Consider the following 15,589-nt stretch of genomic DNA (forward strand, 5'->3'; position numbering starts at 1 on the left):
TTTTGGTGCGGCATGGCTGTGCTCCCCAACTATGCAGGCGGGAGCTCGCTCGGTCTCTCAGCCACCGGTGCCTACGGACAAAGCCTCGACCGATGATAGAAGCAAGCTACCACAGGTCGTGCTGGACCGAAAGGCGACGGCGACGGATGGAGGAGGGAGCGCTCAATTACTCACTTGGCTTGGACTGCCGTGAACCCGACGATCGTCTTGGGACAGGATAGGCCGACGTGACGATCCTCTGGACTAACGAGCCGAATTTTGCGCGCTGACGCGCCACACCGTGTTGCCGGTATCGTCGGCAACCAGCAGCGCACCGGTGCGGTCAAGCGCTACGCCCACGGGTCGACCATGCACCGTATCGGTATCATTGCCGAGAAATCCGCTGACGACCGGGATGGGTTTGCCCTCCGGTCGCCCATTCACCAGCGGCACGAAAATGACCTGGTAACCATTGACCGGGCTGCGGTCCCAACTGCCGTGCTCGCCGACAAAGATGCCGTTGTCAAACTTCGGAGATAGCGTCTCGCCTTTGCTGAATGCAAGGCCGAGCGCGGCCACGTGAGAACTTAGTCCGTAGTCGGGCTTGACGGCCTTGGCCACAAGGTCAGGTCTCTGCGGATGGACTCGGACGTCAATATGCTGGCCCCAATAGCTGTAAGGCCAGCCATAGAAGGCGCCCTCCTGCACCATTGTGAGATAGTCCGGGACAAGATCCGGGCCGATCTCGTCCCGCTCGTTCACCACCGCAAACAACCGGCCAGTTTCGGGATCGACCGCCAGATTAGTTGGATTGCGCGTACCCGAAGCAAAGATGCGCTTGGCACCAGTCTGGCGGTCGACCTGATAGATCGCGGCGCGACCCTCTTCGGCGTCGAGGCCGTTTTCGGTGATGTTGCTGTTCGACCCGACCCCAACGTAGAGCTTGGATCCATCGGAGCTCGCTGCCATCGCCTTCGTCCAGTGGTGGTCGATCGGTCCGGCAGGAAGGTCCGCAAGCTGCGAACCTGGCTCGGTGATCTTGGTCTGTCCGAGCGTGTATTTGAACGCCATGATTGCGTCCGTGTTGGCTACGTAGAGTGTGCCGTCCACATAAGCCACGCCGTAGGGTGAGTGGAGGTGGTCGACGAGTATTGTTTGCTGCTCCGGCGTTCCATCTCCGTCGGCATCGCGAAGCAGTGTGATGCGGTTACCGCCCTTGCCGGCGGTTCCGGCCCGCGCCTTAACCTTGCCTTGGATGAAGTCCTTGGGCCGGAAAGGTGTGGTGCCGGGGCTGTTGCCCTCGACAACGAGGACGTCGCCGTTCGGCAGAGGATAAACGATGCGAGGATGCATCAGCCCTGTCGCCATTGCCTGAACTTTCAATCCTCCCGCGACCGTTGGCGTCTCCCCTGGTTTCCAGCCAATCTCCTTGGGAACGCTCATGGGTGGCAACAAGTAGTTCTGAGGCTCCGGCAGATAGGGATCCGACCCGTATTGCCGCATTGGATCACCGCCTTGGTCGCTGCAGGCGGTCAGCGCGAGGAGGGCGCAGAGGGCTGGCAAGGCTCGAAGCGTTGCATGGGTCACAGGCTGTCTCCGGTCGCGGTGGTACGAACCGTTGTCACCTTCCAACCGGTGGCGGCGGCCATCAGGAGCAGAATCGTCACGATCGCGGAAAGCGAAATCCCCTGCGGCACTACCGAGGTCCAGGCGTCGCGACTGTGAACGAAGACATTCACGAGCGACAGCAGCGCTGCCGCTGCCACGAGCAGGAAGGGGATCCAATTGATCCGTCCAGCTCGGCTGGTGAGAAAATCGATGATCAGGATGATGGTGGCGAACAGAGCCAGGACCAAGCCTGCCGCGATCAACCATGTTGACGAATTGGCCCACTGCCAGTTCGACGTATTCCAGTACATGATATCGGTCGCCAACCCCGCGATCAGCAGGGTTGATCCTGCACCGATGAAGCCGGGATGCAGCAGTGATCTGGGAGCGGCTCCGGGCGCCAATCTCGACATTTGTCCTCCGAAGGCATCGCCGCCGCGCCAAGCCGGCGCATTCGCTGAATTCAGACGTGGCGGGAACGCGGGAGCAGTCGGGCAGTTCCTACCTACCGGCGGGGGCGTTGGCGACCATCGGTTAAGCGCGGGCCAGCAGCCGTTCTGGATGGTGGAGGAGTTTGAGCTCGTTCAATTTCGTCCGTTCCGTGGTCGATCCGGCCATGGAACTCGCGGGCGCGGTGGGTGTTGCATGGCCGCGGCAGCAGGAGCGAGTAGGAGGGCATGTGAACCGACGCCAGCTTGTTCAAGGGTCGGCAGTGCTGCCGGCGTTGCTGCTCGCTTCGCGCAGCGGTTTCGCCGCGGCGCCGGATGGTGTGTTTGGGCCGTCAACGGTGAGGGACTTGGCCCGCATGCTGGCGGGCAAGCCGTACGAGGCTCCCGACGAAAAGCTTCCGAGCGAATTGAAGGACTTGGACTACGATCAGTACCGTTCGATCCGCTTTTTGCCCGAACGGGCGCTTTGGCGCGACAAGAATCTTCCATTCGAGGCGCAGTTCTTTCATCGCGGCTTCTTCTACAAGAACAAGGTGACGATCTTCGAGGTCGCCGACGGAAAGGCAACCGAGATCAAGTACCGCAAGGCGGACTTCTCGTTCGGCGAGAAGGTCCCGGCGTTCGAAGACATCGATCTCGGGTTCGCCGGCTTCCGCATACACTCGCCCATAAACCGCCCCGACTATTACGACGAGGTCTGCGTCTTCCTCGGCGCGAGCTATTTCCGCGCCGTGGCCAAGGGGCAGACGTACGGGCTTTCCGCCCGGGGGCTTTCGATCGATACGGGTGAAGCCAAGGGCGAGGAATTTCCGCTCTTCAAGACCTTCTGGCTCGAGCGGCCGGCACCGGGTGCGACCTCGCTGGTGATCCATGCTCTGCTCGATAGCAAAAGCTGCGCAGCGAGCTACCGGTTCACCGTGCGGCCCGGGGACACGACGGTGTTCGATGTCGAGATGTCGGTTTACCCGCGAGTCGAAATGCAGCGCGCCGGCCTCGCACCCATGACCAGCATGTTTTTCTACGGCCCGAACGACCACAACGACATCGACGACTTCCGTCCGTCCGTCCACGATTCCGATGGGCTTGCGATCTTCAACGGAAAGGGCGAAAGCCTCTGGCGCCCACTCAGCAACCCTCGCGATCTGCAGATCAGCACCTTTCAGGATCTCAATCCGCGCGGGTTTGGCTTGATGCAGCGCGAGCGAAATTTCTTCGCCTACCAAGACATCGAATCCGGCTTCGAGAAACGCCCAAGTCTGTGGATGGAGCCGATCGGTGACTGGGGCGAGGGCGGCGTCATGCTGTTCGAGATCCCGACCAAAGAGGAAGTCCACGACAACATCGCCGCGTTCTGGCGGCCCAAAACCCCGCTCCAGGCTAAAGGCGAACACAACTACACCTATCGGCTGCATTGGGGACCGGATAGCCCAAAACCGCATTCGCTCGCCCGATTCACCCGAAGCGGCGTCGGCGCGAGGGGCGAGGACGCGCGCCTCTTCGTGCTCGATCTGGTCGGCGACAACCTCAAGGGCATCGATCCTGCGGCCGTCAAGGGCGTGGTGACGGCGGAGAAGTCCGAGGTGAAGAACATCGTGACGCAGCCCAACCCGTACACCGGCGGCTGGCGGCTCAGCTTCCAGTGCCAGGTGAAAGGCGAGCCGATCGAGCTGCGCGCGTTTCTCACCCAAGGCGACAAGCCCTTGTCGGAAATCTGGGTCTACCGATGGGCACCCTGACTGCACCGCAGCCGATGGCTGGCGATGTCGCGACCCAGCGCCTGCTGCCGCGCGAGGCCCCACTTCCGATGGCTGCTGGCGACCTCGGAAAGAGCCGGATACCGGACCGTCTTCCTGCGGCGGCTGTGCCCGCGTTGGCCTGGCGACGCGGCGTCATCCTTGTCTCCACGGCGGCGCTTACGGGAGCGGGTGGCTACGAGATGTATCGCGTGCTGCAGGTCGGCGGCGTTACCATCCTCGAAGCCATGGTGCTGGCGCTCTTCTTGGTTCTGCTCGCTTGGGTCGCCTTTTCTTTCGTGTCTGCATTGGCCGGCTTCTTTGTGCTGCTGGCCCATCGTCCGGACGGGGACGGCCAGGCGACGGAGCTGCCTGCCGTCGCAAGCCGCACCGCTATGCTGCTTCCCACCTACAATGAAGACCCGCACCGATTGACGGCGCGGCTTCATGCGATGATCGAATCCTTGGAGGCGACATCGCACCAAAAGCTGTTTGACTGGTACGTTCTGAGCGACAGCACTGATCCGGACATCTGGGTGGCCGAAGAAAAAGCCCTGCTCGCGTTGCGACAGGCCGTTGGAACGCGGCTGTATTATCGCCACCGGGCCGACAACACGGCGCGGAAAGCCGGTAACATCTCCGACTGGATCACGCGGTTCGGTGGCATCTACGACTTCATGATCGTGCTCGATGCCGACAGTCTGATGAGCGGGCGGACCATCGTCCGATTGGTCCATGCTATCGAGAGCAACCCGAGCGCCGGGCTCGTCCAGACGCTTCCCATGGTCGTGAACGCGCGAAGCCTGTTCAGCCGCGTCCAGCAATTTGCGGGCCGCCTGTACGGCCCCATGATCGCGGCCGGCGTGGCGTGGTGGCACGGCTCGGAAGGCAATTACTGGGGCCACAACGCGATCATCCGGGTGAAGGCTTTCGCGGAATCGGCCGCGCTGCCGCAGCTGCGCGGACGCAAGCCATTCGGCGGCCACATCCTGAGCCACGATTTTGTCGAGGCCGCACTGATGCGGCGGGCCGGATGGGGCATCTACATGCTGCCGACGCTTGGCGGCAGCTACGAAGAGGTGCCGCCCTCGCTCCTCGATTTTGCGGCGCGCGATCGACGCTGGTGCCAAGGCAATCTTCAGCATCTCGCTGTCGTGCCGGCGCGAGGTCTGCATTGGGTGTCGCGCCTGCATTTCATGGTGGGAATCGGGGCATATCTGACCGCACCGCTGTGGCTGCTCTTCCTGCTGCTGGGCATGCTGATCTCGCTGCAGGCCCGCTTCGTGCGGCCGGAGTATTTTCCGAAGGGGTTCTCGTTATTTCCGACCTGGCCGGCCCAGGATCCCGTACTCGCCATTTGGGTGTTCGTCGCCACCATGGGTCTGCTGCTGCTACCGAAGCTGCTCAGCCTAATCCTGCTTTGCGTGCGGGGTTCGGCGCGACGCCAATTCGGCGGCGCATTGCGAGCCTTGGCCGGTCTTTTCGCAGAGATCATCGTATCCGCGCTGATGGCACCGGTGATGATGATCTTTCAGTCGATCGCGGTGGTCGAGATTCTGGCCGGTCGCGATGCGGGCTGGCAGACGCAAAGGCGCGACGACGGCACGGTGGAGCGCCGCGAGCTCTATCGGAAATACGGCGTTCCAACCCTGTGCGGCGTGGCGATGGCGGCAAGCGCCTACGCCGTTTCGCTGCCGCTTCTGCTCTGGATGTCGCCGGTTATCGTCGGACTGCTGTTCGCCGTTCCCATCGGCGCGCTCACCTCCCAGCCCATCTCGGGCAATTTGTTTGTCACCCCCGAAGAACGAGAGCCGCCTCCGATCCTGCGTCGGGCGAACGAATTGAGCGCGTCGGCGGATGCAGGGATCAAACCCGCGTTGGTGGAGCTGCGCGAAGACCCTGCGCTCCTGACCTTCCATCTCGCGCAGCTGCCGCCCCCCCGCGCCGCCAGGCCCGACAAGGTCGACCCCAATCTGGCGGTCGGCCGTGCCAGGGTCGATGCGAGCGATACTTTCGAGGAGGCCGCAGAACATCTGTCTTCGCGGGAGGTCTTTTCGATCTTGAACGACGGTTCGGCGCTCTCGACCGTGTTGAAGAAGCGATGAAGGTTTGGTCTGCCGGCGCGTCTATCGGCGAGAGGCAAGGGTTGGGCTCGAAGCCCTTGCTTCGATTGCGCCGCCCCTGCAGCGCCGCTCCCAAAGGCGAGGGCCAAGCCGAGGGCGCTGATGGGCGATCTGCAGGGAACGGGTCAAAGCCGTTTGGGGCGCGCCCCAAGGGACAGATAAATCCTTGATCGGCTTGGGCTCTGCCTCGTCGCCCAGGCAGGGCCGGTCGGGCCGGGAAGGCTCCCTCGATCTTGACCTTTGGCCTCATTCGCAGTAGATACCCCGCACTCGCAGCCGGCCCGTTAAACGCGGATCTCCGGCGCGGCTTTGAAATCCCCGAACATCAGAGCCCGGTTTTCCGGCTCATCCTTCGAGACAGAGGGCTGGGCCACAGGCGGCTGTTCGGATCCCTGAAATCCTTATTGGCGTCTCAAACGATGGCAGTCAGCCCGTTCAAGTTCTTGCAGGAAGTGCGCTCGGAGACCGCCAAGGTCACCTGGCCGACCCGTCGTGAGACCACGATCACCACCATCATGGTGTTCGTGATGGTCGCCGTGGCCTCGATCTTCTTCTTCGCCGCCGACCAGATCATCCGCTACCTCATCACCTTCCTTTTGGGCATTCACTGATGGCAACAGCCGCCGCAACCCAATCGTCCGACAAGCGCTGGTATATCGTCCACGCTTATTCGAACTTCGAGAAGAAGGTCGCCGAATCGATCCGCGAGCAGGCCAAGCAGCGCGGGCTCGAGGAGCTGTTCGAGCTGGTGCTGGTTCCGACCGAGAAGGTCACGGAAGTGCGCCGCGGCCGCAAGATCGACGCCGAGCGCAAGTTCTTCCCGGGCTACGTGCTGGTGAAGATGAAGCTGACCGACGAGGCGTTCCATCTGATCAAGAACACGCCGAAGGTGACGGGCTTCCTCGGCGCGGAAAACAAGCCGATGCCGATCTCGGAATCCGAGGCCATGCGCATCCTGCACCAGGTGCAGGAAGGCGTGGAACGGCCGAAGGCGTCGGTGTCGTTCGAGATTGGCGAGAACGTGCGCGTGGCCGACGGCCCGTTCGCTTCGTTCTCCGGTGTGGTCGAGGAAATCGACGAGGCGCGCTCGCGCGTGAAGGTCGCCGTGTCGATCTTCGGCCGCGCCACGCCCGTGGAACTGGAATTCGGTCAGGTCGAGAAGGTCTGACCGGGTAACGCGCGAGACCTCGGTCTCACGCATCAAGAGGCCGTGGGAGGGAGAGGGCGGTTGCCAGCCGCATCCGACCCAGACCACGAACCTGAACCGCCGGCGTCAGCCGGCACAACAGGAGTGATACATGGCAAAGAAAGTGACCGGATACCTGAAGCTTCAGGTCCCGGCCGGTGCGGCGAATCCCTCGCCCCCGATCGGTCCCGCGCTTGGTCAGCGCGGTCTCAACATCATGGAGTTCTGCAAGGCGTTCAACGCCCAGACCCAGAAGGAAGAGAAGAACACCCCGATCCCGGTGATCATCACCATTTACGCGGACCGTTCCTTCACCTTCGAGATGAAGACGCCGCCGATGTCCTACTTCCTCAAGCAGGCCGCCAAGATCCAGTCCGGCTCGAAGGCGCCGGGTCGTGACAAGGCTGGCAAGGTGACGCGCGCGCAAGTGCGCGAGATCGCCGAGAAGAAGATGAAGGATCTCAATTGCGACACCATCGAATCGGCCATGAAGATGGTCGAGGGCTCCGCCCGTTCGATGGGTCTGGAAGTTGCGGGGTAAGCGGTCATGGCAATCGGAAAGCGTTTGAAGAAAGCCCGTGAAGGTGTTGACCGCGAAAAGCTTTACCCGCTCGCGGACGCCATCAAGATGGTCAAGGAACGCGCCAAGGCGAAGTTCGACGAGACCATCGAGGTCGCGATCAATCTCGGAGTCGATCCGCGCCACGCCGACCAGATGGTCCGCGGCGTCGTGACCCTGCCGAACGGCACCGGCCGTACGCTCCGCGTCGGCGTGTTCGCCCGCGGCGCCAAGGCTGATGAGGCCAAGGCCGCCGGTGCCGACGTCGTCGGCGCCGAGGACCTGGTCCAGAAGGTGCAGGAAGGCACGATCGATTTCGATCGTTGTATTGCGACCCCCGACATGATGCCGCTGGTCGGCCGCCTCGGTAAGGTGCTTGGCCCGCGCGGCCTGATGCCGAACCCGAAGATCGGCACCGTGACCATGGACGTCACCGGTGCGGTCAAGGGGGCCAAGGGCGGCTCGGTCGAGTTCCGCGTCGAGAAGGCCGGCATCCTGCAGGCTGGCGTCGGCAAGGCCTCCTTCTCAGAGGAGAAGCTGGTCGAGAACATCAAGGCGCTCGCTGATGCGGTCGCCAAGGCAAAGCCGGCCGGCTCCAAGGGCACCTACATCCAGCGCGTTGCGGTGTCCTCGACAATGGGCCCGGGCGTGAAGGTCGAACCGGGCACCATTCTCGGTTAAGTCTGGAAATTGCATGAGGCGAGGGGCGGAATCGGGCAACCGATTCCGCCCCTCGTCGTTTGTGGGCGGCACTCATCGGAAACAACAATGGCTGACAAGGTCCTGGTCTACTCGCGCTTTCCCAAGTCGATGATCGCGCGCTTCGCCGAGCGGTTCGAGCTACTCGACACGCGCGGCCAGCCTGCGCAGGAGGTGTTTTCGGCGGACGAACTCGGCTCCGTCCGCGCCTTGCTCACGGCCGGCGGATCGCCGCTGGATACGGATGCGATGGACCTGTTCCCGAAGCTCGGCGCGATCGTCTGCTACGGCACGGGCCATGACGGGGTCGACCTGGAGGCCGCGGCCGCGCGCAACATCGCTGTCGGACACAGCCCGGGCGCCAATGCGGCCTCAGTCGCGGATATTGCGATGACCCTGATGCTGGCGACGACGCGGCGGCTCATGGTCGCCGACCAATATGTCCGCAGCGGCGACTGGGCCACATCGAAGCCCTCGCCGATGATGCGCCCGCAAGCCGGCATGCCCGGCCGGCGCATCGGCGTCTATGGCATGGGCGAGATCGGCCGCAAGATCGCGGCGCGCTGCGCCGCGTTTGAGAGCGAGGTCGGCTATTTCAGCCGCAGCAAATACGATCTGCCCTATCAATATTTCCCGACCCTGGAGGCGCTGGCCGACTGGTGCAGCGTCCTGATGATCGCAGTTCGGGCAGGGGCGGCGACCCAGCACGTCGTCAACGCCGACATCCTGGGGCGCCTCGGCGCGGACGGCTATGTCGTCAACATCTCCCGCGGCTCGGTGATCGACCAGAAGGCCCTGCTCGCGGCCTTGATCGACAAAACCATCGCCGGTGCCGGTCTCGACGTCTTCGAGAAGGAGCCGCACACCCCTGACGCGCTGACGGCGCTATCGAACGTGGTGTTCTCCCCGCATATCGGCGGCCACACCCTCGAATCGCAGGTCGCCATGCAGAATTGCGTGCTGGCCAACCTCACAGCGTTTTTCGAGGGCAAGCCGCTGCCTTATGCGGTCAAATCGGCCTGAATCGGCCCTTGTTGGCCCGGATCAAGCCGGGTCGGCAACGGATTGGAACTGGTGTGAATTTTGCTCTTGGCAATCCGGCAGAGAGCGGTTAAAGAACCGCTTCCGGACGTGCCGGCCTTGGCTGGCGCGTTCGTGCACGCATTCCGAAAACCGACACGCAGGAGATCATTCCTTTTCAGGACGTCCGTAAGGATTTGCCCGAAAAGGAAGGAAAATCCATCGGCCGGTGGGATGCGGGCAGGGGTCAGGCGGTTCGCCGGCTGGCCTTGTCCTGTCCAAGACTGCAGGCGCCCGCGGGAAATTTCGATTTCTCAACGGCTTAATCGCATGGCCTGCATAGACGGGTGAAGACCGGATTTCACTTCGCCTTCCACCCCTGGGTGGTTGCGGAACGCGTCTGGTTCGGACCTCGACACGCCGTGGGCCTTAGCGGGCTCCCGGAGGGCAGGCTTTGAATTGTCGTCTTGCCCGGCGTGTCCGATGGGTTTTGGCCCTGAGGTCCAGGTTTGGGCGGGACGATGGGTGCAACCCGGCGGTCCCGCTTTCGCGATGACCGCCAACCGGAAAGAGCTTGCTGTGGAACGAGCGGCAAAAAAAGAGGCGGTCGAACAGCTCAATGGGGTCTTCAAGACCACGAGCGTCGCGATCGTTGCTCAATATTCCGGCCTGACCGTTGCCCAGATGCAGACCCTGCGCAAGCAGATGAAGCAGGCTGGAGCCTCGGTGAAGGTCTCGAAGAACCGTCTCGCCAAAATTGCTCTTGAAGGCACCGACGTCGTTGCCATCGGCCCCATGCTGAAGGGACCGACCGTGATCGCCACTTCGAACGATCCGGTAGCGGCGCCGAAGGTCGCCATCGAATTCGCCAAGGCGAACGAAAAGTTCGTCATCGTCGGCGGCTCGATGGGGAAGACCGTCCTGAATGTCGACGGCGTGAAGGCGCTTGCCTCGCTGCCGTCGCTTGACGAACTGCGCGGCAAGATCGTCGGCCTGCTTGTGGCCCCGGCGACCAAGCTTGCTCAGCTCGCCAACGCGCCCGCGGGCAAGCTCGCGCGCGTCATCCAGGCTCATGCCTCAAAGGGCGAAGCGGCCTGACGCCCTTCGCAAAACTCAAACCCGAACCAGACTTACACCTAAGGAAACTGAACAATGGCTGACTTGCAGAAGATCGTTGACGACCTCTCGAGCCTCACCGTGCTCGAAGCCGCTGAACTGGCGAAGCTCCTCGAAGAGAAGTGGGGCGTTTCGGCTGCCGCGGCTGTCGCCGTGGCCGGTCCGGCTGGTGGTGGCGCTGCCGCCGCTCCGGCTGAAGAGAAGACCGAGTTCACGGTCGTTCTCGCCTCCGCCGGCGAGAAGAAGATCGAGGTCATCAAGGAAGTCCGCGCCATCACCGGTCTCGGCCTCAAGGAAGCAAAGGACCTCGTCGAGGGTGCTCCGAAGCCGCTGAAGGAAGGCGTGAACAAGGAAGAAGCCGAGAAGATCAAGGCCCAGATCGAGAAGGCTGGCGCCAAGGTTGAGCTGAAGTAACACAGGTTGCTTCAACGATATCCCGGGCTCGCGAAGCGAGATCCGGGATCTCGTCTCCAGATCGTGGATGGCCGGGTCAGGCCCGGCCATGACGATCGGGAAGGGACGGGGCCAGATGCAAAAGGCGTGCGACGGATCGTCCCGACGCGGGCCACACACGAAAATGTGTGGGGATTTGAGGGTTTGACCCTCGAATCTGCACTATTGTCGCCCCATATCGGGTCGACAGCACGAAAGCGCGGTGGGCAGGGATGCCGGGTTTCCCTGTAAGCCGTTGGGAGAGCAGGCTATTTCGGGCTTTTGCAGTCCGTGAAGACGATCGTTGTGACGGGCGGGCGTGCCTATGCGCCCCGCGCGTCGTTTTGCGTTTTGAAGGTCTGAAGAACAGATTCAGGACATGACGGCCTGAAACTGGTTTTTCGGTCCCCCAAAACGGGTTCGAAAAATTCAACCCGGGGGGCGGCGGCAGCTGCGTTCCGGACGGTTCGCCCAGATCGGGCGACGAAAATGAGAGGCCACGATGGCGCAGCAGACATTCACCGGTCGCAAACGCGTTCGCAAGTTTTTCGGACACATCAAGGAAGTCGCCGAGATGCCGAACCTCATCGAGGTTCAGAAGGCGTCCTATGACCAGTTCCTGATGGTCGATGAACCCGCGGGCGGGCGCCTCGACGAGGGCCTGCAGGCTGTGTTCCGTTCCGTATTCCCGATTTCCGACTTCTCGGGAACCTCGATGCTCGAATTCGTCCGCTACGAGTTCGAGCAGCCCAAGTATGACGTCGACGAGTGCCGCCAGCGCGGCATGACCTTCGCGGCCCCGCTCAAGGTGACGCTGCGCCTCATCGTGTTCGATATCGATGAAGAAACCGGCGCGAAGTCGGTCAAGGACATCAAGGAGCAGGACGTCTACATGGGCGACATTCCGCTCATGACGATGAACGGCACCTTCATCGTGAACGGCACCGAGCGCGTCATCGTCTCGCAGATGCACCGTTCGCCGGGCGTGTTCTTCGACCACGACAAGGGCAAGACCCATTCGTCGGGCAAGCTGCTGTTCGCTGCCCGCGTGATCCCGTATCGCGGCTCCTGGCTCGACATCGAGTTCGACGCCAAGGACATCGTCTATGCGCGTATCGACCGTCGCCGCAAGATTCCGGTGACGTCGCTGATGTTCGCCCTCGGCCTCGATGGCGAGGCGATCCTGTCCACGTTCTACAAGAAGATCCTCTACAAGCGGACCAAGGAAGGCTGGCGCGTTCCGTTCGACGCCAACCGTTTCCGCGGTTACTCGACCGTCAACGACCTGATCGACGCCGACACCGGCAAGGTCGTGCTCGAAGCCGGCAAGAAGCTCACCGTCCGTGCCGCCCGCCAGCTCCAGGAAAAGGGGCTCAAGGCGCTGCGTCTGTCGGATGAAGAGCTCGTCGGCAACTACCTCGCCGAGGACCTGGTCAACCCGAAGACCGGCGAGATCCACGCCGAAGCCGGTGAGGAAATCACCGACAAGTCTCTGAAGGTGCTCAACGAGCAGGGCTACAAGGAGCTGCCGCTGCTCGACATCGACCACGTCAATGTCGGTCCCTATATCCGCAACACGCTCGCGGCCGACAAGAACATGACGCGTGAAGACGCGCTGTTCGACATCTACCGCGTGATGCGTCCGGGCGAGCCGCCGACGCTGGATTCGGCGCAGGCGATGTTCCAGTCGCTGTTCTTCGATGCCGAGCGTTACGACCTCTCCGCGGTCGGCCGCGTCAAGATGAACATGCGCCTCGACCTCGATGCGCCCGACACCCAGCGCACGCTGCGCAAGGAAGACATCCTTTGCGTCATCAAGACGCTGGTGGACCTGCGCGACGGCAAGGGCGAGATCGATGACATCGACCATCTCGGCAACCGCCGTGTGCGCTCGGTCGGCGAGCTCATGGAGAACCAGTACCGCATCGGCCTGCTCCGCATGGAGCGCGCGATCAAGGAGCGCATGTCCTCGGTCGATATCGACACGGTCATGCCGCAGGATCTGATCAACGCCAAGCCGGCGGCTGCCGCCGTGCGCGAGTTCTTCGGCTCCTCGCAGCTCTCGCAGTTCATGGACCAGACCAATCCGCTCAGCGAGATCACCCACAAGCGCCGCCTCTCGGCGCTTGGACCGGGCGGTCTGACCCGCGAGCGCGCCGGCTTCGAAGTGCGCGACGTGCACCCGACGCATTACGGCCGTATCTGCCCGATCGAGACGCCGGAAGGCCCGAACATCGGTCTGATCAACTCGCTTGCGACCTTCGCGCGCGTGAACAAGTACGGCTTCGTCGAGACGCCGTATCGCAAGGTCAAGGACGGTCGCGTCACCGACGAGGTCGTGTACCTGTCGGCGATGGAGGAAGGCCGCTATTCGGTCGCGCAGGCCAACGTGCCTGTCGACGCCAAGGGCCGCTTCACCGAGGACCTCGTGGTCTGCCGCGCCAGCGGCACCCGCGACGTCGTGCCGTTGACGCCCGACAAGGTCGACTACATGGACGTGTCGCCGAAGCAGCTCGTTTCGGTCGCCGCGGCGCTGATCCCGTTCCTCGAGAACGACGACGCCAACCGCGCGCTGATGGGCTCGAACATGCAGCGCCAGGCGGTGCCTTTGGTTCGCGCCGAGGCGCCGTTCGTCGGCACCGGCATGGAAGGCGTGGTTGCGCGTGACTCGGGTGCCGCGATCGCGGCGCGCCGTTCCGGCGTGATCGACCAGATCGACGCGACCCGCGTCGTTATCCGTGCGACGGAAGATCTCGATCCGACCAAGTCGGGCGTCGATATCTACCGTCTGATGAAGTACCAGCGCTCCAACCAGTCGACCTGCATCAACCAGCGTCCGCTGGTGAAGGTCGGCGACATCGTCAAGAAGGGCGACATCATCGCTGACGGTCCGTCGACCGATCTCGGCGAGCTCGCTCTGGGGCGCAACGTGCTCGTCGCGTTCATGCCGTGGAACGGCTACAACTTCGAAGACTCGATCCTGCTCTCCGAGCGGATCGTGAAGGAAGACGTCTTCACCTCGATCCACATCGAGGAGTTCGAGGTGATGGCGCGCGACACCAAGCTCGGGCCTGAGGAAATCACCCGCGACATTCCGAACGTCTCGGAAGAAGCGCTGAAGAACCTCGACGAAGCCGGTATCGTCTACATCGGCGCGGAAGTGCGTGCGGGCGACATCCTGGTCGGCAAGATCACGCCGAAGGGCGAGAGCCCGATGACGCCGGAAGAAAAGCTGCTGCGCGCCATCTTCGGCGAAAAGGCGTCCGACGTTCGCGACACCTCGCTGCGCGTCCCCCCGGGCGTGCAGGGCACGATCGTGGAAGTCCGCGTGTTCAACCGCCACGGTGTCGACAAGGACGAGCGTGCGCTGGCGATCGAGCGGGAAGAGATCGAACGTCTGGCCAAGGACCGCGACGACGAGCAGGCGATCCTGGACCGCAACGTCTACAACCGTCTCGCCGAGCTCCTCGAGGGGCGGCAGGGCATTGCCGGTCCCAAGGGCTTCAAGAAGGACACCAAGATCACCCGTGCGGTGCTCGAGGAGTACCCGAAGTCGCAGTGGTGGCTGTTCGCTTCGCCCAACGACAAGCTGATGGCCGAGATCGAGGCCATGCGGAAGCAGTACGACGAGTCGAAGAAGGGGCTGGAACAGCGCTTCCTCGACAAGGTCGAGAAGCTTCAGCGTGGTGACGAATTGCCGCCCGGCGTGATGAAGATGGTCAAGGTCTTCGTCGCGGTGAAGCGCAAGATCCAGCCCGGCGACAAGATGGCCGGCCGCCACGGCAACAAGGGCGTGGTGTCGAAGATCGTGCCGATCGAGGACATGCCGTTCCTCGAGGACGGCACGCATGCCGACATCGTGCTCAATCCGCTCGGCGTGCCCTCGCGCATGAACGTCGGACAGATCCTCGAGACGCATCTTGGCTGGGCTTGCGCCGGCCTCGGCAAGCGTATCGGCCAGACGGTCGATGCTTACCTGTCGAAGCAGGACATCAAGCCGCTCAAGGAAACCTTGAAGAAGGTCTACGGCGAGGACGAGACCATCAAGTCGCTCAACGACAACGAGCTGCTTGAACTCGGCCATAATCTGAGCCGCGGCGTGCCGATCGCGACGCCGGTATTCGATGGTGCCAAGGAGACCGACATCGAGGAGATGCTGAAGCTCGCGGGTCTCGACGCTTCGGGTCAGTCGACCGTCTATGACGGCCGCACTGGCGACGCCTTCGATCGCAAGGTGACGGTGGGCTACATCTACATGCTCAAGCTGCACCATCTCGTGGACGACAAGATCCACGCGCGTTCGATCGGTCCGTACTCGCTCGTCACCCAGCAGCCGCTGGGCGGCAAGGCGCAGTTCGGCGGCCAGCGTTTCGGCGAAATGGAGGTGTGGGCGCTCGAAGCTTACGGTGCGGCCTACACGCTCCAGGAAATGCTCACCGTGAAGTCGGACGACGTCGCCGGCCGTACCAAGGTGTACGAGGCGATCGTGCGTGGCGACGACACCTTCGAGGCCGGTATTCCGGAATCGTTCAACGTGCTGGTCAAGGAAATGCGCTCGCTCGGCCTCAACGTCGACCTGCACAATTCCAAGATGGGTCCGGCGCCGACGTCGGAAGCGGCCGAGTAACACGACCTTTCATGCCCGGCCATCGCGGCCGGGCATTGGCGCCCTTTCCGATGCCTTG

Annotated in this window: 12 protein-coding genes; 10 read left to right on the plus strand and 2 right to left on the minus strand. The window is 62.8% G+C overall.

From position 1 onward, the window contains the following. Positions 1-243 precede the first annotated feature (243 nt). Positions 244-1,566 carry a PQQ-dependent sugar dehydrogenase gene (locus ACNJX9_RS18065; RefSeq protein ID WP_439409799.1) on the minus strand — a complete coding sequence of 441 codons (1,323 nt, stop codon included), beginning with the start codon at positions 1,564-1,566 and terminating at the stop codon, positions 244-246. Next, on the minus strand, positions 1,563-1,991 hold the full coding sequence (locus ACNJX9_RS18070; RefSeq protein ID WP_245316832.1) for a DUF2231 domain-containing protein: 429 nt from the start codon (positions 1,989-1,991) through the stop codon (positions 1,563-1,565). The genes ACNJX9_RS18065 and ACNJX9_RS18070 overlap by 4 nt, the downstream gene beginning before the upstream one ends. Before the next feature lie 275 nt (positions 1,992-2,266). Between ACNJX9_RS18070 and ACNJX9_RS18075 the strand changes: the two genes are divergently transcribed. The 10 genes from ACNJX9_RS18075 to rpoB all read left to right on the plus strand — a co-directional run bounded on the left by ACNJX9_RS18075 (position 2,267) and on the right by rpoB (position 15,531). Continuing rightward, entirely contained in the window at positions 2,267-3,772 is a 1,506-nt protein-coding gene (locus tag ACNJX9_RS18075) for a glucan biosynthesis protein G (protein WP_439410078.1), read from the plus strand. After that, the gene (gene mdoH, locus ACNJX9_RS18080) at positions 3,760-5,874 is read left to right on the plus strand and encodes a glucans biosynthesis glucosyltransferase MdoH (protein ID WP_439409800.1); all 2,115 of its coding nucleotides are present in this window, start codon (positions 3,760-3,762) and stop codon (positions 5,872-5,874) included. Before ACNJX9_RS18075 ends, mdoH begins: the two co-directional genes overlap by 13 nt. A gap of 437 nt (positions 5,875-6,311) precedes the next feature. Further along, positions 6,312-6,503 (plus strand): preprotein translocase subunit SecE, encoded by a 192-nt coding sequence (gene secE / locus ACNJX9_RS18085; protein WP_007611620.1) that lies wholly within the window; start codon positions 6,312-6,314, stop codon positions 6,501-6,503. Next, positions 6,503-7,060 (plus strand): transcription termination/antitermination protein NusG, encoded by a 558-nt coding sequence (gene nusG, locus ACNJX9_RS18090; RefSeq protein ID WP_015685389.1) that lies wholly within the window; start codon positions 6,503-6,505, stop codon positions 7,058-7,060. Before secE ends, nusG begins: the two co-directional genes overlap by 1 nt. Positions 7,061-7,190: 130 nt before the next feature. Beyond that, on the plus strand, positions 7,191-7,619 hold the full coding sequence (gene rplK / locus ACNJX9_RS18095; RefSeq protein ID WP_057745528.1) for a 50S ribosomal protein L11: 429 nt from the start codon (positions 7,191-7,193) through the stop codon (positions 7,617-7,619). Positions 7,620-7,625: 6 nt separating this feature from the next. Beyond that, positions 7,626-8,318 carry a 50S ribosomal protein L1 gene (rplA, locus tag ACNJX9_RS18100; RefSeq protein WP_057745525.1) on the plus strand — a complete coding sequence of 231 codons (693 nt, stop codon included), beginning with the start codon at positions 7,626-7,628 and terminating at the stop codon, positions 8,316-8,318. A gap of 87 nt (positions 8,319-8,405) precedes the next feature. Then, positions 8,406-9,359 carry a 2-hydroxyacid dehydrogenase gene (locus ACNJX9_RS18105; protein WP_439409801.1) on the plus strand — a complete coding sequence of 318 codons (954 nt, stop codon included), beginning with the start codon at positions 8,406-8,408 and terminating at the stop codon, positions 9,357-9,359. Positions 9,360-9,935: 576 nt separating this feature from the next. After that, positions 9,936-10,454 carry a 50S ribosomal protein L10 gene (gene rplJ, locus ACNJX9_RS18110; RefSeq protein ID WP_057745888.1) on the plus strand — a complete coding sequence of 173 codons (519 nt, stop codon included), beginning with the start codon at positions 9,936-9,938 and terminating at the stop codon, positions 10,452-10,454. Between the two features lie 54 nt (positions 10,455-10,508). Next, entirely contained in the window at positions 10,509-10,886 is a 378-nt protein-coding gene (rplL, locus tag ACNJX9_RS18115; RefSeq protein WP_018647233.1) for a 50S ribosomal protein L7/L12, read from the plus strand. A 520-nt stretch (positions 10,887-11,406) separates the two neighbouring features. Next, a complete protein-coding gene (rpoB, locus tag ACNJX9_RS18120) occupies positions 11,407-15,531 on the plus strand; it encodes a DNA-directed RNA polymerase subunit beta (RefSeq protein WP_057745516.1) in 4,125 nt (1,374 codons plus the stop codon). The last annotated feature ends 58 nt before the right edge of the window (positions 15,532-15,589 follow it).

Origin of the sequence: Bradyrhizobium sp. BLXBL-03 (assembly GCF_051853015.1) — a bacterium.
GTDB classification, from domain to species: Bacteria; Pseudomonadota; Alphaproteobacteria; order Rhizobiales; family Xanthobacteraceae; genus Bradyrhizobium; species Bradyrhizobium manausense.

What these genes read in the sequence shown, in the direction of transcription:
- mdoH (WP_439409800.1), top strand. Translation starts at nt 3,760, where the DNA reads ATGGGCACCCTGACTGCACCGCAGCCGATGGCTGGCGATGTCGCGACC.
- secE (WP_007611620.1), top strand. Translation starts at nt 6,312, where the DNA reads ATGGCAGTCAGCCCGTTCAAGTTCTTGCAGGAAGTGCGCTCGGAGACC.
- nusG (WP_015685389.1), top strand. Translation starts at nt 6,503, where the DNA reads ATGGCAACAGCCGCCGCAACCCAATCGTCCGACAAGCGCTGGTATATC.
- rplK (WP_057745528.1), top strand. Translation starts at nt 7,191, where the DNA reads ATGGCAAAGAAAGTGACCGGATACCTGAAGCTTCAGGTCCCGGCCGGT.
- rplA (WP_057745525.1), top strand. Translation starts at nt 7,626, where the DNA reads ATGGCAATCGGAAAGCGTTTGAAGAAAGCCCGTGAAGGTGTTGACCGC.
- ACNJX9_RS18105 (WP_439409801.1), top strand. Translation starts at nt 8,406, where the DNA reads ATGGCTGACAAGGTCCTGGTCTACTCGCGCTTTCCCAAGTCGATGATC.
- rplL (WP_018647233.1), top strand. Translation starts at nt 10,509, where the DNA reads ATGGCTGACTTGCAGAAGATCGTTGACGACCTCTCGAGCCTCACCGTG.
- rpoB (WP_057745516.1), top strand. Translation starts at nt 11,407, where the DNA reads ATGGCGCAGCAGACATTCACCGGTCGCAAACGCGTTCGCAAGTTTTTC.